18 protein-coding genes are annotated in these 19,897 nt (G+C 68.7%); 8 read left to right on the top strand and 10 right to left on the bottom strand.

Translation table 11 applies throughout. The features are described from left to right. Positions 1-16: 16 nt before the first annotated feature. The 3 genes from PKE99_RS10475 to PKE99_RS10465 form a co-directional block, all read right to left on the bottom strand. Positions 17-4,444, bottom strand: coding sequence for a caspase, EACC1-associated type (locus tag PKE99_RS10475; RefSeq protein WP_051737318.1), 4,428 nt, complete (start codon positions 4,442-4,444; stop codon positions 17-19). Further along, complete coding sequence (locus PKE99_RS10470; protein WP_051737317.1) at positions 4,441-4,887, bottom strand: effector-associated constant component EACC1; 447 nt, start codon at positions 4,885-4,887, stop codon at positions 4,441-4,443. Before PKE99_RS10470 ends, PKE99_RS10475 begins: the two co-directional genes overlap by 4 nt. A 154-nt stretch (positions 4,888-5,041) precedes the next feature. Next, positions 5,042-5,347, bottom strand: coding sequence for a protease inhibitor I42 family protein (locus PKE99_RS10465; RefSeq protein WP_037044959.1), 306 nt, complete (start codon positions 5,345-5,347; stop codon positions 5,042-5,044). A gap of 322 nt (positions 5,348-5,669) precedes the next feature. Between PKE99_RS10465 and PKE99_RS10460 the strand changes: the two genes are divergently transcribed. The 3 genes from PKE99_RS10460 (at position 5,670) to PKE99_RS10450 (ending at position 7,816) form a co-directional block, all read left to right on the top strand. Beyond that, the gene (locus PKE99_RS10460) at positions 5,670-6,449 is read left to right on the top strand and encodes a C1 family peptidase (protein WP_037044956.1); all 780 of its coding nucleotides are present in this window, start codon (positions 5,670-5,672) and stop codon (positions 6,447-6,449) included. 171 nt (positions 6,450-6,620) lie between these two features. After that, positions 6,621-6,911 carry a transposase gene (locus PKE99_RS10455; protein ID WP_037044955.1) on the top strand — a complete coding sequence of 97 codons (291 nt, stop codon included), beginning with the start codon at positions 6,621-6,623 and terminating at the stop codon, positions 6,909-6,911. Continuing rightward, positions 6,908-7,816, top strand: coding sequence for an IS3 family transposase (locus tag PKE99_RS10450; RefSeq protein WP_037044954.1), 909 nt, complete (start codon positions 6,908-6,910; stop codon positions 7,814-7,816). The genes PKE99_RS10455 and PKE99_RS10450 overlap by 4 nt, the downstream gene beginning before the upstream one ends. 567 nt (positions 7,817-8,383) lie before the next feature. On the opposite strand, the gene PKE99_RS10445 is transcribed toward PKE99_RS10450, so the two are convergent. Together PKE99_RS10445 and PKE99_RS10440 are read right to left on the bottom strand one after the other, a co-directional pair. After that, a complete protein-coding gene (locus tag PKE99_RS10445; RefSeq protein WP_051737316.1) occupies positions 8,384-8,713 on the bottom strand; it encodes a hypothetical protein in 330 nt (109 codons plus the stop codon). Between the two features lie 107 nt (positions 8,714-8,820). Continuing rightward, positions 8,821-10,341, bottom strand: coding sequence for a M6 family metalloprotease domain-containing protein (locus PKE99_RS10440; protein ID WP_156067500.1), 1,521 nt, complete (start codon positions 10,339-10,341; stop codon positions 8,821-8,823). 326 nt (positions 10,342-10,667) lie between these two features. Here PKE99_RS10440 and PKE99_RS10435 point away from each other — a divergent pair, with 326 nt between their 5' ends. Continuing rightward, positions 10,668-11,066 carry a hypothetical protein gene (locus PKE99_RS10435; protein WP_156067498.1) on the top strand — a complete coding sequence of 133 codons (399 nt, stop codon included), beginning with the start codon at positions 10,668-10,670 and terminating at the stop codon, positions 11,064-11,066. Positions 11,067-11,271: 205 nt separating this feature from the next. Next, positions 11,272-12,726, top strand: a complete 1,455-nt coding sequence (locus tag PKE99_RS10430) for an SUMF1/EgtB/PvdO family nonheme iron enzyme (RefSeq protein WP_051737314.1) — start codon at positions 11,272-11,274, stop codon at positions 12,724-12,726. Here PKE99_RS10430 and PKE99_RS10425 read toward each other — a convergent pair. The 3 genes from PKE99_RS10425 to PKE99_RS10415 form a co-directional block, all read right to left on the bottom strand. After that, positions 12,723-13,568: a hypothetical protein gene (locus PKE99_RS10425; RefSeq protein ID WP_156067496.1), complete on the bottom strand. Its 846-nt coding sequence runs from the start codon at positions 13,566-13,568 to the stop codon at positions 12,723-12,725. The genes PKE99_RS10430 and PKE99_RS10425 overlap by 4 nt on opposite strands. 215 nt (positions 13,569-13,783) lie before the next feature. Next, positions 13,784-14,419: an arsenate reductase/protein-tyrosine-phosphatase family protein gene (locus PKE99_RS10420; RefSeq protein WP_051737313.1), complete on the bottom strand. Its 636-nt coding sequence runs from the start codon at positions 14,417-14,419 to the stop codon at positions 13,784-13,786. A gap of 279 nt (positions 14,420-14,698) precedes the next feature. Further along, on the bottom strand, positions 14,699-15,436 hold the full coding sequence (locus PKE99_RS10415; RefSeq protein WP_037044949.1) for a hypothetical protein: 738 nt from the start codon (positions 15,434-15,436) through the stop codon (positions 14,699-14,701). 139 nt (positions 15,437-15,575) lie between these two features. Here PKE99_RS10415 and PKE99_RS10410 point away from each other — a divergent pair, with 139 nt between their 5' ends. From PKE99_RS10410 to PKE99_RS10400, 3 genes are all read left to right on the top strand, one after another. Beyond that, positions 15,576-17,294, top strand: coding sequence for a serine/threonine-protein kinase (locus PKE99_RS10410; protein ID WP_156067494.1), 1,719 nt, complete (start codon positions 15,576-15,578; stop codon positions 17,292-17,294). A 199-nt stretch (positions 17,295-17,493) separates the two neighbouring features. After that, positions 17,494-18,231, top strand: coding sequence for a neutral zinc metallopeptidase (locus tag PKE99_RS10405; protein ID WP_156067492.1), 738 nt, complete (start codon positions 17,494-17,496; stop codon positions 18,229-18,231). Between the two features lie 63 nt (positions 18,232-18,294). Further along, positions 18,295-18,780, top strand: a complete 486-nt coding sequence (locus PKE99_RS10400) for a hypothetical protein (protein ID WP_037044943.1) — start codon at positions 18,295-18,297, stop codon at positions 18,778-18,780. Positions 18,781-18,869: 89 nt separating this feature from the next. Here the strand turns inward: PKE99_RS10400 and PKE99_RS10395 are convergent, their stop codons facing one another. Continuing rightward, positions 18,870-19,367: an SLATT domain-containing protein gene (locus PKE99_RS10395; protein WP_037044941.1), complete on the bottom strand. Its 498-nt coding sequence runs from the start codon at positions 19,365-19,367 to the stop codon at positions 18,870-18,872. Next, on the bottom strand, positions 19,364-19,870 hold the full coding sequence (locus tag PKE99_RS10390; protein ID WP_081924065.1) for a DUF4231 domain-containing protein: 507 nt from the start codon (positions 19,868-19,870) through the stop codon (positions 19,364-19,366). Before PKE99_RS10390 ends, PKE99_RS10395 begins: the two co-directional genes overlap by 4 nt. Positions 19,871-19,897: the final 27 nt, after the last annotated feature.

The raw sequence follows: 19,897 nt of genomic DNA, 5'->3' as shown, positions 1-19,897 counted from the left end.
GCCATTGAAGCAGATGTCAACACGCCTGCAGCGACGGTACTTCGAGATCGTAGAGCTGCTGCTGTTCGGCAGAGATGACCTCTCCGGCGTCAGTGCAGATGCGGGCGATCGCTCCGAGGACATCGGTGTCCCACAGGCTAACCGTCCTGTCCACGCTTCCACTCGCCAAATAGCGCCCGTCGCGGCTGAAGGCGAGATGCGTAACTGCGTCGGTGTGGCCCGTCAGCGGCTCACCGACGCTGGTCGGGTTCGCACGGTCGGCGACGTTCCACAAACGGACCGTCTTGTCGGCGCCACCCGTTGCCAGGATTAGCCCGTCCGCACTGAACGCGAGGCTCGGCACATAACCCGAGTGACCGGTCGCTATCGCACTTATCGACGCGATGGAGTTCGGGTTCGTAACATCCCAGAGTTCTACTCGGCCATTGTCGTTACTCACCGCGAGTGAGTGACCATCGGGGCTGAAAGCGAGTGCGTCGACCGTGGCGCCCGCGACCTGCCAATAGGACGAGTGAGGTTCTTCTCCAGGTGAGCCGCCTATCTGGAAGATGCCGAGACTGTAGTCGTCGTACCCTACAGCAATGGTGCGTCCATCGGGGCTGAGGTCCATCGAGTGGATCACAGGGCCTGCGTCGGCGCCCTGACCGACTTGTATTGGGCCTCCGACCGCAGACGGTTCTCGCGAGAACCCGATGTCCCAAATCTGTACACGCCCGTCGGAGTCACCGATCAACATTGCGTTGTTCGTCACCCCCAACCAGTACAAGTTTCCGGACGGGGACAAGATCGGTTGTCCATCGGGTATCACGCGATCGGGGACGCTGGCGTCCCACAACTGCACACCCTGAGGACTACCCGTGATTAGTAAACGCCCGTCCGATGTGAAACCGCCGACGATGCTCGTGTGAGAATCCGTCTTCGACCCGGCCACGGGGACCGGCTCCTCCAGCCCGGGCAGCTGCCAGAACCACAACGAGGGACCAGAGGTAGCGGCGTCACCTGGGCCGGAAGGACCGGCAGTCGTACCGGCGACCGGCGAGGTCCCAGTCGCCAGAGTCCGCCCGTCCGGACTGAACCCCACCGAATTGACAGGTTGAGAATGCGTTGCGATATTCGGCAGATCCCACACTCGGAAAGTCCCGTCGGCGCTGGCGGTCGCCAGCAAGTTTGCCTCAGAGCGGAAGGCGACGGACCACAAAGGGCCTTTGTGCCCCTTCAGGGGTGTACCCATCAGGGCTGCACCGTCAGCGCTGCCGAGATCCCACAGTCGCACCGTACCTTCGTCTCCCCCGCTTGCCAGCATATTTCCCGCCGAATTGTAGGAAAGTGAGGTCACCGAGTTGTGACCGGCCAGTGGCGCACCTCTCGGCCGTACACCGTTGGCGCCTCCAGGATCGCTCGCATCCCATAACCTAACTTTGCCATCGCCGCCCCCGCTGGCCAAGGTCCGGCCGTCCGGGCTGAACGCGACCGAGGTGACGAAAGCCGTGTGACCTCGCAGAATCAGGACCTTGGAGTTGGCAGTTGAAGGGTCGGACACATCCCAGAGCCGGACCGTCGAGTCCCCGGCGCCCGTGGCGAGATGCCGCCCATCGCGGCTGAATGCGACTGAATAGACGAAGTTGCTGTGGCCCGAGAGTGGTGGGCCGGCCGGCTTCCAGCGCGCCGGATCCGTGACGTCCCACAATTTCACGGTATTGTCCGAGCTTGCGGTTGCAAGTGTCCGACCGTCCGGGCTGAAGGCGGCCGAGGTGACCCAGGCGCCGTGATTGAACGTCCCGTCCACAGGTGTGAGATCACCCTCGGCACCTACCCTCCAGAGATGCATCGCGCCATTGCCGTCACCTGTGAAGAGCAGCTTGCCGTCCGGCCTAAAAGCAAGCGCGCGTACCGCGTATACAGTCACTCCGACCGGCGACCCCACCGGAGCCACATGGCCCTCGCGGTCGACCTTCCACATCTGCAGGGTGTTATCCGCGCCGGCAGTTGCCAGTAAACTTCCGTCTGGACTGAATGCCACACAGTAGACATCTTTCCCGCCGAGGGTGAACGGTCTCGACAATGCCCGCGCTCCCGTCTCGACCAATTTCGTGTAGAGAGCCGGAGTCGGCGACATCCGATACGCGGTGACGAGCAGCTGAGCCGCGAGGGATTGGTCACTGTCCAGTAGCTGATCGGCCTTGGCGAGTAGCTGGTTGAACACTGCGCGGTCGCGTTGTGTGTCTGCAACGGCGCGCTGCTGCAGGGCGAACACCGAAACACCGGTCACCAGGACCAACAGGACGGCCAGCGCGGCTACTCCGCTCTGACGAGCGCGTCGGGCACGGCGTCGGTACCGGACGGACGCGGCCATGAACTCGCGAGCGGTGACGCTGAGCTCGGTGGGTGGCCGTGTCATCGCCCAATCGCGGGCAGTCGCCAGTCGGCTCCCGCGATACAGAAGAGACGCATCCCTGTGCTCGTTCTTCCAGGCTGCCGCTGCATCCTCCACCGCTTGGTGCAGGAGCCGCTCGGCCCTGTCCTGGTCGAGCCACTCCCGTAGCCGCGGCCACGAACGTATGAGGGCTTCATGAGTGATCTGCGCGCCGTGTTGATCCAAGGTGATCAGGCGTGCGTCGGCGAGCGCATGGAGTGCTGCGCTCGCAGGTGCCCTGTGCGGCAGGACCTCGAACATCGAGTCGTACGAGAGGCGGCGGCGCGTGTCAGGCGTATCCGCACTGATCCGGACCATCGCAAGGAGCAACCGTCGTGCTGCCTGCTGAGCCGCGACGTCCAGAGACGAGAAGGTACGGTCGGCGGTACCGGCGATCGCCCCGACCACGCCGCCCACCTCGTGATATCCCCGGACGGTCAAGAGGTTGTTGCGGCGGCGCTGCCACGTGGCGAGCAGTGCGTGCGAGAGGTAGGGCAGAGCGCCTGGATCGTATTCGGCACTTCGGTCGTAGCTCGGGACGGCGCCGGTGTCGCGGAGCAAGATGTCGACGAGGCCGGGCTCCAGTTCGAGGCCGGCCTCTTGGGCGGGTTCGACGATCGCGGCCCGCAGCTCGCGGTAGGACATGGGCCCGACGACGATCTGGTTGCTCTCGAGCGCGGTCACCAGAGCGGGGAAGCGGGCACACTGCCCATGAAAGTCCGACCGTAGTCCGAGAACGACCAGAGCCAGGGCGTGCTCCCCGGCTCCGGCCACGGCGTGCAGTGCAGCCACGAAGTCGTGCCGCACCTCGTCCGAGGTCACGTGAGTGAAGAGCTCCTCGAACTGATCCACGACGAGCACCACTCGCTGGTCGGTCCTGTTGACGGCAGACCGCGGAGCGACGACGTCGGCAATGGCTTCGCGCACGGCCCGCGGCCCCCGGACGAGGTGTGCCGCCAGCAGACCCGCGTCTTGACCGGTGAGCCGCGCGAGCCCGGCCGCCAAGGCGCGGAACGGGTCGGGTCCCGGCGTGATCGTGATATGCGGCCACGCTGCCGAACCCGTCACCCCCAGGTCCCCGTGTGAGATCGCCGGAAGGACACCCGCGGCAAGTAGCGACGACTTGCCGGATCCCGAGGGCCCCGCGACCACGGTCACTCCACCGGTACGGGTGCGCTCGGCGAGGCGGCTCAGTACGTGCGCCGTAAGAGCGCCCCTGCCCCGGAAAACCAGATGGTCCTGAGCCGAATACGGCTCCAGTCCGCGGTAGGGACACGTTCCTCTCCACTCGGGTTCCGTCGGCGCGTCGGGCGGCTCCGGTTCGTTCCTGTACGCGCGGTTGACCGCCAGCGCCACGTCGCTCGCGAGGTTCCCGGTGCGAAGAATCGGCTGGGGGCGGCCACGGACCGTCATCCTGCGGGACAAGTAGTCGTAGAGATGCTGCAGCCGGATATGGGCCGGCGCCGTCGGCACGCCCTCACACAACGCACGGACCAGTTCCCCGCTGAACCCGGTGTACTGCTCACCTACAGGGGCCAGGGCATGCTCATCGCGGTCGGCCGACACGAGAAGGGCGCCGCTCGGTACCGGAACGTGCGCCCGGTTCGAGTAGCAGCAGTCCAGGACGACGATGACTGTGCGCGCCTGACAGTTCAGCACCGCCTCGGCGATCTCGACATACGACAATGCCTGAAATCCGGCCTTACCCCGCGTCAGGTCGATCGTCGCCCGAGTTGCCAGGTGAAGGTTGCCCGCAGCATTCAAGACCCCGTGCCCGACGTAATACACCAGAAGGACGTCGGTGGCCGCAGACGACGCTCCGATGATCGCGTCGAGCGCCCTTTCCGGATCGGCCGGATCGATCAGGGAACTCACGTTCTCCGTGCGAACTCCGCAGACATGAAGCAGGCAGTGTTCCACGGCGCGCACGGTCGCCGGGACAGCCGGCACCGGCGGCAGGACCGAGCCCGCGCCGTGCGACCCCGTTCCCAGCAGAACGACTCGGACACCCGCGCCGTCCAGGCCGGTCATTCCCGGTTCGCCCCGGCCTGGCCGCGTCGAACGGAACGGACCTCGGCGACTCGTCCTGGTCCATCGGGGTCGGCGTGCTCCGGCTCTTCCTCGATCATCGCGGAGAGACGCTCCGCCAGGTCGCCCACTTCCTCAGCCCGGACCGTGCGCGCGTGACTCGACTCCAGTTCCACGCTTGCACCGCTCTCGGACCTCACGACCAATTTGAGAGTGCCGGTGCGGTTCTTCAGCCAGGTGACCAGCGCGGCGGTGAGCACTCCCGCCGCTGGATCGGCGATGATCTGCAGGGCTTCGAGCGTCGGCCCCAGGCTGTCCGCATCAGGTGCTCTCTGCACCTCGCGGACACGACCACGCAGGTCCTCCTCCTCCACGAGCCATGCACGTAAGGAGCGAAGATCATCCGACGAGACCGCGGGTCCCTGCAACTCGATCCGCACGTTCATGCGCGACTCCTCCACACGCCTGATCCCCGATTCTCGACCGTTGACGACGAGAACAGACGCTGACGCGTCGCGAGTACGTGAGCAATACGTAGTTCTTCCCATACCCGGGGAGATTCCGAGGGTTCCGACGGCGGGCCGCACCATGCGCAAGGGCTCAGCGTCGGATACGCAGGTCCACCCGGTACTCCTCGGAACCCTGCTGCTCCCACGGCCGACGGTTCACGAGCTTCAACAGTGTGGGCCCCTCGCGGAGCGCCCGAAAAGTGAAGCGATGGACTCCGCTGCCCCCACGCCGGTTCTGATCGAACTCGTACGTATCGTCGACCACCTGCAGCGCCGAGGGATCGATCTCCGGAAGCCACTGATACCCGGACGTGGGTGTCTCCGGAAGGCGAACGACGATCTCGTCCCCGACCGTCGCGGAACGCCTCGAATTCGCGTCGGCTGCGCTCAGCTCCACGCGCCCTCCTCCACCTGTGCGGTCAGGCGTGCACGGCGTCGTCCCGCTTCGGGAGCAGGAGGCTGTCCCTGCTGCCGGTAGGCACACGCTACCGCGGCTTCGGTCGGCGTCGCGACCCATTCTTCACAGCAGGTCCGGTATAGGCGGGTACGCAGTACTGCGTATTCTTGGAGGCGCTTCAAGCCCGCACAGATACTACGCAGTACTGCGTACTCGCCCGAGCAGTCGCCGGGACGACAATGATGCCGCGCCACCGAGTGCGACGAAGTCGGTCACTCGGGCCCGGCGTCGTCGTGTTCCCAGGCCGACCAACTGACGGGGGTTGATCGAGATGTTCCACGGGCTCCTCGGAAACGGAATTCTCTACCATCGGATGAGCGAAGATCCGCAGCACGGCATGCGGCTCGGCCGGCACCAACTGCTGGACGCCCGAAGCTTGGCTTACATGGTCGAGAACGACGTGGCCGCCATGAACACGACTCTGAAGGACCGCCTCTGGCAGCGTGTCGTGACCATTCTCGATCAGGGGAAGCTCGGTTCGTGCACGGGCAATGCCGGCACCGGTGCCCTGGGCACCGAACCCTTCTACAGTGCTGTCGGCCAGAAGGTTCTTCCCGATCCGGACGACGAACGAGCCTGCGAGAAGTTCGCGGTCAAGCTCTACTCAGAGGCAACCGAGATCGACCCGTTCCCGGGGTCGTACCCACCCGAGGACACCGGTTCGTCAGGGCTCGCGATCTGCCGGGTCCTGAAGTCGAGGGGCACCATCAAGGGCTACACCTGGGCTCGCACGGCCTACGGATTCCTGACCCTGCTCCAGTCGGGCCCTGTGCTCCAGGGCATGCCGTGGTACCGAGCGTTCTTCCAACCGGACGCCGACGGATTCATCGACGCGGACCCGACCTGGACGTCCAGCGGGATCGCCGGAGGTCACGAGGTCGAGGCGCTCGGCGTCGAGCTCGACACCCGTGACGTCTTCGACAGCGTCATCACCTACGCCAACAGCTGGGGTACGGGCTGGGGCGACCACGGCATGTTCCGAATGCGCCTGCGCACCTATGAACAGCTGAACGGGGTCGACCTCAAGCAGTTCACCCTCTGATTCAGCCGGTCCGGCCGTTCCACCGACTCCTGAAGGGTTCGTTTACATGAGTGGCATTCCACCGGTCATCATCCGCAACCCAGGCGAGTTCGACATCGTCGGCAACACCATCTCCGTCGTGGGCGTGCGGTTCCCCCATGATCGGGGAGGCATCAGCTATAAGGGGTAGCGATGCCAGAGGTACGGAAGCGATACGACCGGGAGTTCCGTGACGGGGCGGTCCGGATCGTGGAGGAGACGGGCAAGCCGATCGCCCAGGTCGCCCGCGACCTGGGGGTTAACGAGGGCACGCTGGGCAACTGGGTGGCCCGCGCACGCGAGGCCCGCGAGGACACCGAGGGCCTGTCCCGGGGCGACGTTGAGGAGCTCAAGCGGCTCCGGGCGGAGAACGCCGAGCTGCGGATGGAGCGTGATGTCCTCAAGCGATCCGTGGTCCTGTGGGTCAAGGAGGCGACGAAGTGAGCGTGGCCCGTTTCATCGCCGACCAGAGGACCTTCCACCGGGTGCCGCACACGCTGGCCTGCGCGCTGCTCGGGGTGTCGATCTCCTGGCTGTACAAGTGGCTCGACCGCGCCAACAGCCCCGACGGTGGCGCGACCCCGACCGAGCGGCGCCGTAGCGCGTTGGACGCCGCCGTGGCCGTGGCGTTCGACGACGCCCAGCGTCTGCACGGCTCGCCCCGTCTGCACGCCGACCTGCGTGAGGCCGGGTGGAAGGTGTCGGAGAAGACCGTGGCGGACTCGATGCGCCGCCAAGGCCTGGTCGCCCGCCGGATTCGCCGCCGCAACGGGCTGACCCGCCAGGACAAGGCGGCGCCGAAGTTCCCGGACCTGCTGCGCCGGGCCTTCACCGCGGCCGAGCCGAACCGCCGCTGGGTCGGGGACATGACCGAGATCCCCACCGCGGCGGGCAAGCTGTATCTGGCCACGGTGATCGACCTGTACTCGCGGCGGCTGCTCGGCGCGGCCACCGGACTGCACCCGAACGCCGAGTTGGCCTGTGAGGCAATCCGGATGGCCGTCGCGGCCCGCGGCGGCGCGGACCGGATCGCAGGGGTGATCTTCCACACCGACCGCGGCTCGACCTACACCGCGGGCAACTTCACCGCGCTGTGTCGGCGGCTGAACATCCGCCAGTCCATGGGCCGGGTCGGGTCGTGCTTCGACAACGCCGCGGCGGAGGCGTTCTTCTCCAGCCTGGAGTGGGAAGTACTGTCCCGCAACGACTTCGACACCACCAGCAGGGCTCGGGCGGTGGTCATCGACTGGTGCTACGGCTTCTACAACCACCGGCGACGACACAGCGCCGCCGCCGGGCTCCCACCGATCATCTACGAGAACGCCGCCCTCACCCGAGACGCGGCATAGGGAACCCTCCACGATTTCGGGGGAACCACGGCGTCGGAACCGGATTCGAGGGGGTGCTCGCCGCTCGTCTCCGCGACGACCACTCAAACGTGCTCGACGAGACCACGTTCAAGGTGGGTGGGACCGGGCTCTGGGACACATTCCTGGTCAGCTTCACAGTGCAGACGCGTGTCCCGTCCACCTACCTCGGCTCGGTCGAGGTGTTCGAGTACTCGTCGGGCGGGTCGGCGACGGAGCTGCACAAGCAGGTCGTCCGTGTGGCCTTCGGTCCCGCGCTCGTGCAGCCGTACGAATACGTGGGGTTCGGCGAGCACATCGTGGGGGCCGGCGAGACGCTGTCAGGGATAGCACGGCTGAAGTACAACAATTCGGCGCTGCACGAGATGCTCTTCGCTGCCAACCGCGATCGACTGGCGATCCCAACAAGATCCAGACCGGACAGGCCCTCCGCATACCCGAACGGCCGGCCGACTGACGGTGCCCCGCCAGTCCGTCACAGGCGATCCGGGCCGGCCGAGTCGGCGGCGGAGCCTCGCGGCCGGGCCCGGCGCACGACGGTCATGGACATCAGTGTGCAGGTGGACTGCTCGGCGGCTGGATCGGACGCACCACGAGGTCACCCTCGTCCGGATACGCCTCGGCGAGAGCTCCGGCGGGGGTGAAGCGGGCCCTGAAGGTGAGATGGGCCCCCGGTCGGGCATCTGCCAGCAACTCGTGCCGGAACCCGACGGGCAGATCCTCACCCTCGTGCCGGGACAACAGGTCCGCCTTGTCCGGCACGGGACGGGCCACCTCGACGTGGACGATGACGACATCCCAACCCGCACGCTGCGGATGCGGCTGCCTGCCGACGAGACGCCCCGACAGCCACGTCAAGTTCTCGACGACCTGCACCACGTCATCGCCTCATCGCTGCTGGGTCCGCAACCGGTGTACATCCGACGGTCCGTCCCGCGCCAGCGTGCCAGAACCACCCCTGACGCGGAACGGACCGCGGCGACCGGTCAGACGGCTCCTGTGCGTCCGGAGTCGACCAACTGCTCGAGGGTCGCGAGATCGGACTTCAGCTTGGCGAACGCGTCGGACACCTGTCCATTCGGCTGGACGGAACCGAGACGCGCTGCTCTGCGCTCGGCAACTTCCGGTGCAGGGCGTGGCGTTGGAGCAGGGCTCACGGACACCGTTGCCGACATGCTCGGCCCCGAAGCCGAGATCCCGGTGACGGACACCGACGTCACATGACCGGTGTAGGAGTTCGAGTCGGGGTTGGACGTCGGCGTGAACGCCGTGTTCCCGCTACTACCGGGATACACGTCGCCGGAGTCCCCGCGGTTGCGGCCCCGCTCGAGGTCCCGCTGCGCGTCGGCCTGCACCAGACCCACCATGTAGTGGGTCTCGTCCGAGTTGTCCTGCTGAGTCTCGTCGATGTGCCAGATGAGCAGCCCCGGCCCCGGGAGCAGCCGGTCGTAGCCCGTCCGCTGACGGTTCTCGACCAGGAAGTACTCCGGCCTCCGCTGTCCGTCGAGCCAGAGACGATGGACCGTGCGTGTCGACTTGACGTCGGTGAAGGTGACCGTGCCCGTGCTCGTGACGTCGACGTCGGTGACCCAGCCCTGCTGAAGCTTGCACCAGGCGGACGGATGGGCCGGTACGTCGCCGCCTCCGTTCCATGAACCACCGCCCATGAGGCACCAGTTGCCGACGCCCTCGGAGCTGTAGTCGATGTCGTACAGATCCGGGAAGCCGAAGAGCAGGTGGCCCAATTCGTGGGCGCACACACCGATCCTTGCGTCCTCCGGGATCGTGAGGTAGGCGTAGATCTGAGTGGCGTCGGTGCTGTAGGGCGAGGCGAGGACCCACTTGTGCGACCAGATGTCACCAGGATTTCCGGTGGCCTCGCCCCCGGCACCCGCATGTACGACGATGAACGCGTCGACGAAACCGTTGCCGTCGTTGTCGTAAGGCCCGAAGTCGATACCGGGATCCGCGACCGTCGCCGCGTCGAGTGCCATCCGCTGGGCTCGCGGCGTGCCCGAAGGGCGCCCGATCCCGAAGTTGTTGTTGGCGTACCACGCGAGGCTCTGTCCCAGCCGGAACGGACCGACCACCTCACCGACGAGGTCGACCATTCCTCCGGTGACCTCGCGGTAGTACTCGGCGACGCTCCCGGAGGGGAGTACCCCGCTCGAGAAGAACAGCTCCTCGAAATGCTCGTTGCTCTCCTGCATCGGCCGGTCGGGGAAGTCGACCAGCACGACGACGACACGGACCTTGCCACGCAGCGGCGTGCGGTCCGCCGCTGCACGACCGATCTCGCGGGCGGAGGTGCCCAGCGGGAACTGCCTCGGCGGGAATATCGTCCCGTCGCCGTATCCGGGCCACCGCGGACGACCGGGCAAGGCGAGTTGCCGGAGGACGGGTGAGCTCGCGCTCTCGCGCACTTCACGAAGCTCGTCACGCAGGCGCTCCCTGAGTTCAGGGCTGGGCGACACAGCGCAAAGATCTCGCCACACTGCAATGGACATGTGCCGGCTCGCTTTCGTTCACACGACGCTTGGGGCGTGCTTCCACGTCAAGCGTCGTGACGCAGGAATTTCGACCCTTTCACAGCAATGACAGGCCATCGCCGCGTTCCGGTCAAGTACGCAGTCCTACGTAACCCGACCTGCGGATACGCGTGATTCTCGAAAATGCGTACGCAGAAGTACGCATCGCCGGCATCTCACCGATCACATAGGCTTCGCGGTACGGGCCTCGCCTGCCCCCGTTCCACGAAGGAACGCTTCGATCAGCGGTATCGGGCGGCCAGGTCCGATCACGGGTACACGAGTCGACTCTACTCTCGAGTCGCATGTGGATATCCCGATCCACGTATTCCAGCCACCACGACAGGAGGTCGAACATCATGAGCACAACGATTCCCGACGAGACGACGGCCGTCGAGACCGAGCAACTCGCCGGGCCGGACGCGGTAGCCCCGGCGGCCGGTTTCATCGCCACGATCCGGAAGCACGGCGTGTTCACCCAGCTGTTCAATGTCGCCGGTGTGAACAAGGGAAGCGCAGTGTGCGTCAGCCTGTCCGAGATCACGGCGAGCACGCCCGGTGGAGCACTGGACACGCCGTTCCTGGGGGATGCGGCGATGAAGGTCTACAACGTCGTTCCTCTCGACGGCGGCCAGGTCCGCCTGCGTGGAGAGGTCGCGTGGGGCGTCGACCTGAACGTCCGGGTCATGTTCATCGTGTCGTAGGCACGGCCGAGCGACGAACCGCGCCGGACCCCGGAAGGCCGTCGTGGAGCCTCGGCGGAGGCTCCACGACGGCCTCGTGCGCGCGCCCCTTGTGCGGGCGACGCCGAGGTGTCCGGAAGGTCGTACAAGTACGTACGCGCAAGCGGCTCGCTCGTCGTCGAACAGGGGATACCCTGCGTGACGCGGTGGATGGGGCGTGCGGGGTATGGCCGACATCTTCTTCAGTTACAAGCGTGAGGACCGCGGCCGCGTCGAGCCGATCGTGCGGCTCCTCGAGCGGGAGGGGCTCAAGGTCTGGTGGGACCCGGACCTGGCCGCCGGCGAGCGGTTCGACGAGGTCATCGCCGAGGAGATCGACGCGGCGCTCTGCGTGATGGTCGCGTGGTCGGTGCACTCGGTGAGGGCGCCCTGGGTACGGGACGAGGCGTCCCGTGGCATGAGACGTGGCGTGCTGGTGCCGCTCAGTCTCGACGGGACCGAGCCGCCGCTGGGCTTCGGCGTGATCCACACACCAGACCTGCAGGGGTGGCAGGGTGACGAAGCGGACCCGCGGATCCGGCACCTTGTGACGGACGTGGTCGGCCGGGTCACCGGCACCGTCCCCGAGCCCGGTCCGGATCTCGTGCCCGAACCTCCACGGGTGTCCCGGCGGACGTTGCTCCAGGTCGGCGTCGGAACGGGCGCTCTTCTCTTCGCGGGCGCTGGCGGCTGGGCCCTCGACTCGTTCATCGGCCGCCGGCTGCCATCCACCCGGATCGAAACCTTCTCCATCGCCTCCGTCGACTCGACCGGCGCGAGGCTGCCCGATCAGGGCGCGACCGCGGACGTCTTCGACCTGCCCGTCGGGAACACGACGATGCAGTTCGCGATCGTGCACGGGGGCAGCTTCCTCATCGGCTCCCCCGACAACGAGCCGGGCCGACGTCCCATCGAGGGGCCACAACAGCAGATGACGGTCGCCTCCTTCGCGATCGGCCGCACAGCCGTCACCCAGGCCCAGTGGGCGGCGCTCGTCGGGGCAGCGCGGGAAGCGATCGAGGTGCCACTCGACCCCGCCCCGTCGTCCTTCAGCGGAGCCGGCCTGCCGGTGGAGACGATCAGCTGGAAACAGGCCACGGAGTTCTGTGCCCGGCTCTCGGCCCTGACCGGGCTCGTGCTCCGGCTGCCGAAGGAGGTCGAGTGGGAGTACGCCTGCCGCGCCCACACCACCACCCCCTTCCACGTCGGGCCCACCATCACCGCAGATTTGGCCAACTACTGCGGGACCGGCGGTGCAGTAGCGGGCCGGAGCGGCGAGGTCGACGTCTCGAGCATCGAGTACGGCGGGGTCGTCTACGAGAGCGGGGCCTACGATCAGGGGCCGCTCGGGATCTTCCGCGGTACGACGGTGCCCGTCGGGACCTTCCCGCCGAACCGATTCGGCCTGTACGAGATGCACGGGAACGTGTGGGAGCACTGCGCCGACGCAGGGCCCGTCGAGTACCGGAAGACGGGCGCCGATGGACAGGTCTCCGGGGACGGCAGCGGAAGCCGCGTCCTGCGGGGAGGCTGCTGGTCGCACAATCCGGCGATCTGCAGGTCGGCCTACCGCGACGGGATGGACGCGGACTTCAGCGGCTGGCAGGGGCGGGTCGGCATGCGGGTCGTCTGCGAGATCTAGTCCATCTCGTTGTCTCCGGTCATGCCGGTCCCGGGCGTGGTCGACTTGTCCTTCGTGGTCGTCATGCCGTCGTTCGGGCCCATGTCCGTCGGTCCGGGGTTCTGCGGCTTCGGTTTCGTGGTCGTGTTCGGCCTGGCCGGCTGCTGGGACGTCGGCTGGGGCTTCGGTCGCGTCGTCGGTGCCGGCGCAGCAGTCGTGGGCCTGGGTTTGGTCGTCGTCGCGAGAGGTGCGCGCTCAGCTCGCGTGCTTGTCGTGGTGGAGGGCGTAGTCGCCGTGGTGGTCGGGGTGGAGCGCGCCTTCGCCGTGGTGGTCGGGGGCCGCGACGACGAGTTCGGTGGGACGGCCGGAGGGACCACGGGTGGAGCGGCCTCGTCCTCCGGAGTCAACGGATTGTCCGCCACCCCGCTCGCTGATCGCACGAACGCCGGGCTCAAACCTGCCGGACAACTGACGACGGCCGGCGTGACCCGATTCAACGTCACGGTCAGTGCGGTGTAGACGGCGCAGCGACCCGACATCCGATCAGGGCCGAGGCCGTTCCAGCCGTAGGTGCTGGCTTTCTGATAGCTGGCGAGCGCGCCGGCCTGGTCGCCGCGGCACATCTGGATCGCGGCAGCGAACAGCAGGACCTCGCGGGGACCGGTGAGCTGGTCCCAACGGGAATTCAGCGCCTGCTGTCCCGGGTCGCACCCGGTCCGGACAGCGCGATACACCTGGGCGTCGGGATCATCACCGATCACGTCCGCGACCAGCGCCCAGTCGTAGCTCGGCGCGAAGGTCGGCAGTGGTTGGGGGGCCTCAGACCGCCCACCGCAGGCGGCCAGCAGCAGGGCCGCGCCCACGAGTCCCAGGGCGCGGGCCAGCCACTGCCCGCGCCCGCGAGCGGACCGGGCAGGACGGCACGCGTCCCTACTGGCCACCGGTCGAGGGTCCCAGGCCGGACCGCCGCCGTCATCGGCACGATGGCGGAGTGCGGGGTGCAAGAACTGCGTATGGACAGCTACGAACGGTCAGCATCTGCCGGACGTGGTAGCCAGGCCTCGTGCGGACGGGCCGATTAGCGCGACGGAACGATCTTCTCGACGATCCGGTAGACCGCGTCCGTGATCAGCACGACGGCGTCGTGATGCGCCTGCTGGGGCTTGCCGATCGGGTCGACGACCGACAGCTCCTCGCGGTCGAGCGGCACGAGCCCGCGCTTCAACCGAGCCTGCTCCACCAGCTCGTGCGCACGCTTCACCGGGTCACCCTCGGGGAGCATGGTCTCGTCGACGGCGTCGGCCAGGGCGGCGAACTCCCGCAGCGCGAACGTGTTCTTCAGTCCGGCCGGCTCCCGCTCCACGACGGCACTGCGGTGGCGCAGGCTCGCACCCAGGACCAGGTCGGAGCGGCGCACCATAGGGCTGCGCAGCTGGCGGGCCCGAAAGGCACCGGCCTGTGCGGGCCCGTCCAGACCCCAGGGAGCGAGCTCGTCGCGGGTGTCGGGGTGCATCATCTCCCCCACCACCGCGTTCACCCCGGCGCTGGAGATGTCGAAACGCGCCGCCTCGCGGCCCCCGAGCTTCCCCACCAGCAGGTGGCGGGTCATGATCTCCGCGGCCGGGGAGCGGCAGAGGTTCCCGGTGCAGACGAAGAGCAGGCGGAACATGTCGGCCCGCTCGGGGTCGAGGTCCGGCCGGGAGTGTCTGCCCACGACTCCCAGTGTGACTGCTCGGTTCTGGACCTGCCCACCGCCCACGTCGCCCGGTGAGCGGGTGAAGGCCGAGGCGGACAGGGGCAGCTCAGGAACCGAGCCCGCCCGCATCACCTCACCGTCAGGGCCGTCGGATCGGCGTCACGCATCAGCGAACCCGCTTCGACGAGGTGCGACGACGGCGAGAGGTCGTCGCGGCCTTGTGGCCGTCCACTTCTCGGCTCGGGTGATGCGGTCGAGGACTTCCCGGCCGCGGCGGCCCGCCGATGAGATGTCGCCTCAGAGCGGATCCAGCACCTCCTCCACGACCTGTCCGTCGATCTCCCCCGTGTCGATCGCCCAGTGCGCGAGCGCTTCGAGGTAGCCGGCGGTCTCGCAGGAGTCCTCGTCGCCGCGCAGGCCGGGGATGCCGTCGGTGTCGCTGAGGCGGTTGCGGAGCCGGTCGAGTCCGGTGCGGACGCTGGCGGGGGTGGTGCCGCCGAGGCGTTCGGCGATCTCGCGATAGGTGGCCGGCCGGCTGCCGGCGAGGGTGAGGACGGGTTCGCAGAGGGCTGCGAGCATGCGCCGCTCTCGCTCGGACAGGCGCGAGGCGCCGTAGCGGGTGACCCGCCCGTTGTCCCGCACGGGCTCCTCGAACGGGCCGAGATCGGGTGGGCTCAGCATGCCGCGGGCGTCGAGGTGCAGCGTGTACTCGGCGCCGTAGCGACCGGGGATGTCGATACGGACCTGCTCGAAGGGCATCGACCCGACGGCCATGCCGGGGCGGATCCGCAGCTCGGGGCCTGGCATGGCCAGAAACCGGATGGCCTGTGTCTTGGAGGTGTTGCGGATCAGCACGCCGTCGCGCAGCCCGGTGAGCGAGCCGGCGTCGCGGGAGACGAAGTCGTCGAGCGGCTCGTGGCCGATGCGGATGTCGCGGTCCTCCCCGCGCCCGAAGGTCACCTCATCACCGGGGCGCAGCGCCCAGCGCCGGGTCCCGGAGCGGACGATGACGAAGCCGGGGACGGGCGCGTTCACGAATTCCTCCTACGGGACGGGCACCCGGCCCGTCGAGCAGCTGCGGGTGGTCGTTACGCCGGTTTCATCATGATTGACGATCTCGGCTAACGAGATCACCGATCTTGGCGAACGGCGTTGTGTGGCGGGGGATTTCGACATGTTCGGCCCGTACCGGCTCGAGGAGTTGCTCGGCCGGGGCGGGATGGGTGAGGTGTACCGGGCGTTCGACACCGAGCACGAGCGCGACGTCGCGGTCAAGCGGCTGGCGCCGCACCTGGCCGACGAGCCGGAGTTCCAGCAGCGGTTCCGCCGCGAGGCCCATCACGTGGCCCAGCTGCGCAACCCGCACGTCATCACCATCCACCGCTACGGCCAGATCGACGGGCAGCTCTACATCGACATGCAGCTCGTCGACGGCGGCGACCTGCTCAGCCTGATCGAGCGCTCCGGGCCGCTGCCGGTCGAGCGGGCGGTGAAGATCCTCGAGCAGATCGCCAGCGCCCTGGACGAGGCGCACGAGAGTGGGCTGGTGCACCGCGACGTCAAGCCGTCGAACATCCTGCTCGACGGCAGGCTCGCCGACTTCTGCTACCTCGCGGACTGGGGCATCACCCGCGCGACCACCACGCGGCGCAGCCACTCGCTGACCCGCACCGGCGCGCTGCTGGGCAGCCTGACCTACATGGCCCCCGAGCAGTTCGACGGCGCGGTCACCCACAGCTCCGACATCTACGCATTGACCTGCGTGTTCTTCGAGACGATCACGGGGAAGCGGCCGTACTCCGGCGACGGGCTGCCCGTGCTCATGCACGCCCACATGAACGTCCCGCCGCCGCGCCCGTCCGAGGCGGTGCCCGGCCTCACGATGTTCGACGACGTCGTCGGCACCGGGATGGCCAAGGACACCGCCTCTCGCTACGGCACCGCCGGTGAGCTGGCCCGCGCCGCCCGGGCCGCCCTCGCCGCGGCGTCGCCGCCGGCACCGGTCGCGGCAGCGCCCGCGGCCGTCGCGACCTACGTCCCGGCGCCCGAGACCGACGTCTCGCCCGTCCCGGCCCCGGAGACCGACGTCTCCCCCGCGCCGGTTCCCGCGGCGCCAGGCGCGGCCCCCGTCCACGCCGACCTGATCGACCCGGCCCGTGCCACCCGTCAGGCCACGCGGCCTCTCGACCCGCCCGCCGCCGCCGCCCCGCCGGCCGGACCCGCGCGCGACCGGCGCCGGCTGCTGCCGGTGACCGCTGCAGTGGCCGCGATCGCGGTCCTGCTCGCCGCCTGGGTACTGCTGCGCGACAACGGGAACACCGAGCAGGCTCCGGCGGCGCAGGCCCCCACCCCGGCGCCCGTCACGGCCACGCTCGCCCCGGCGGCGGCGCCCGCGGCCACCGGGCCGGTCATGACCGAGGCCGTGTTCACCGGCCGGACCAGCGGCAACGAGCTCACCCTCGCCGTCGGGATCAAGGACGGCCGCGCCGCCGGCTACCTGTGTGACGGCAAGCAGGTCGAGGCCTGGCTCGAAGGGACCGTCACCGGCGACAAGCTGGTGCTGCGCGGCAAGACCGAGGCCAACGCCGTGACCGCCACCCTCGACCAGCGCTCGGCGCTGGGCATCGTCACCGCCGGCGGCGTGCAACGCCCCTTCTCCGCCCAGCTCGCCCTCGGCGAGGCCGGGCTGTTCGAGAGCCGGCGCACCGTGGCCGGCCTCTCCACACGGATCGGCTGGATCGTCCTGCCCGACGGCAGCCAGGTCGGTATTGCCAAGCGCGGCGACGTCCGCGAGCCGGCCCCGGCACTCGACCCGAGGACCCTGCAAGCCGTGGACGGCGGCGAGACCGTCACCGCCCAGCGCCTGTCGGGCGCGTCGACCGTGCTGGGCTGATCCCCCGCGTGGCGACGCACGGTCGCCACGGTTCTCGGCCGGCTTCCGGTCCACGGCAACTCCTCGCAGGTCGTAGCGGGTGTGTCCCCGACCGTCCCGCCCAGCGGTCGCCGCTCGTGGTTCAGGGATGAACCGCCACCGGCAGCCGCTGATCGACAGGCTTCTCCTCGTCAGCACGACCCGAGCCGAGGAGCCCGAGATGAACCGCACCGCCCGTTTCGCCGCCGTCGCCGCCACCGTCGTCGGGGCCTTCCTCGCCACCGCCGGCGCCGCGACGGCAGCCGAGCCGACCCCGCCGATCGGTGCCGCCACCGTCCAGCCGGTCCGGTCCGCCTGCCCCGAGCTCGACGACTGCTACGGCCCCGACGAGATGTCGGCCTTCGGGGCGGAGGCCGTCCGCCAGGTGAACCGCTACGCGCAGCAGATGCGGCCGGACGTGCCGCTCCCGCTGTACCGCATCCTCGAGCGGGGTACGTCGGCCACGAGCTCCTGCGTCGACGGGTACGGGGACCCGGAGGCCGACGAGAACGCCGCCTTCTACTGCTCCGCGGACCAGACGGTCTACCTCGGCGAGGAAGCCCTGTGGACCTTCTACGGCAGCTACGGCGACGCCGCCGCGATGCTCGTCGTCGCCCACGAGTGGGGTCACCACCTGCAGTTCGCCGGTGGAGGTCCCGAGGCGACCGACCTGGAGCTGGAGAACCAGGCCGACTGCATCGGCGGGTCCTTCCTCGGCGAACTGGCCCACGACGGCACGTTCCGCCTCCGCGACGTCGCGGACATCGCGCGGATCCTGCCCGACAGCTCCGAGAACGGTCCCGACCGCACGCACGGCTCGCTGACCGAGCGCACGTCCGCCGTCGCGCTCGGAGCCGCGCGGGGGCTGACGGCCTGTGACCGCTACGTCCCGGGCTCGGACCTCGCCACCACTTTCTGACGCTCCTCCACCGACGACAGGCCGGCGGGTCGGCCGGCCCGTCGCACCACATGAGGAAAGATCATGACCACGCCCTCTTCCCGCTCGCGCGGACGCCTGGCTGTCGGTGTACTGCTTCTCGCTGCGCTCGGGCTCCTCGCCGTGCCGGCCACCACCCTCGACCTCTCGGCGGGCGTTCCGAGCCTCGCTCGTGCGGCGGTGATCGCGGCGTCGAAGAATCCGTGCCACGACTCCGCCGTCCCGCGGGGTCTGGAGCTGCCCGCCGGAGGCAGCGAGAACGCGTACGTCGTGACCGGGCCGAACTACACCGCCCGGGTGTGCAGCGACGTCACTCTCCGGCTGACGACGGCGACGTATCCCGTTGTCGCCCGGGCCTGCCTGCAGCCGTCGAGGGGCGGGCCGATGCAATGCGGTGCCTGGACGCCGCTGGGCGAGCCCGGGGAGTGGGAGGAGCTGGCCGTCGACGTCCTCGGTGACACGAAGTGGCAGTTGCAGATGTACTCGGAGGGCGGGGCCCAGTCGGTCGGCGTCGAGTACACGAGTGCGTGAGACGCCTCGTCGGGCTGCTTCGGCGGCAGCGCCAGACCGATGATCACGCAAAGGGGGATACGTAGGCGTACTTGTCCGGCTACTCGGCGCTACCGCGGCTCCTCGACGCGGTCGGCCTCCGCGTTGCCCTCCTCCCCGGCCGGGTCCGTCGCCGACGCGGCCTTGACCACGAGTTGCCCCCACTGCCCCCGCTCGCTCCGGAAGACCCACTCGACGCGTTCGATCTCGCGCGCGAGGTCGGCGCCCGGCAAGTCCCAGTCGATGCCGGCTTCCTCGAGATTCCGCTCGGCGTCGGAGTACAGCTTCGCGAGCTGCGGGAAGCCGATCAACGACTCGTACGCCGTGACCGCCCCGGCGAGAGCCCCGAGGACGGCGGCCCCGATCGCCCAGGCCGCGCGGGCGGTCCCGTGCACCGCCTGCGAGACGACACCGGCCACGGCCGCGGCCATGAGCAGAACATTGCGGACGAGGACGACCTGGTCGTGGGCCGTCTGGTACTCCCTCGCCCGCGACGCGTACCACCTCCGCTGGTCCTCGATGCGCATCCGCCGGTACAACGCGCGGAACTGCCCGTCCCGGTCGCTCATACCGGCTCCTCTCCCCGCTTGATCGCGACGACCGCCCGTCGCAGCCGGGTCGTCCGGTCCTCGTCGGCGTACCGCCCTGTGCGCGACAGATAGCGGAAGTAGGCGGACTTCAGCCGCTCCGCCTTGATCCGCTCGTCGAGAAAGGTGTCGAGCGCGCGGAGCTCGCCTGCGGCACGGCCTGCGAAGGCCAGCAGGAGTCCGAGGACGGCGAGCATGATCCCCGGCCACCGCTCTTCCGGGAACACGGCCTGCAACCCGCCCAGCCCGGTGAGCACCGCGGTCCCGAGAATGATCACGACCTGCTGGCGCCGGTACCGGTTCTGCTGCCTCAGCGCGGCGTGATCGGCCGCGCCGAACTCCGGCCCGACGATCTCGTCAGCGAGCTCGATGTCCGCCGCAAGCTGCGGATACTCCGCGGCGACCGCAGGGGCCAGCACCGATCTGTTCCGTGCTCGTACAGGCCGCAGGCTCGGGAACCGGGCGAGCAGCGCCGGGCGTCTCATCGATCATCTCCTCGTCGTGTCGGGGAG

The sequence above is a fragment of the Pseudonocardia halophobica genome (assembly GCF_027922425.1).
Taxonomy (GTDB): Bacteria; Actinomycetota; Actinomycetes; order Mycobacteriales; family Pseudonocardiaceae; genus Pseudonocardia; species Pseudonocardia halophobica.
Note: the sequence above shows the minus strand (reverse complement) of the source record. Positions and strands in the feature narration are given on the sequence as shown.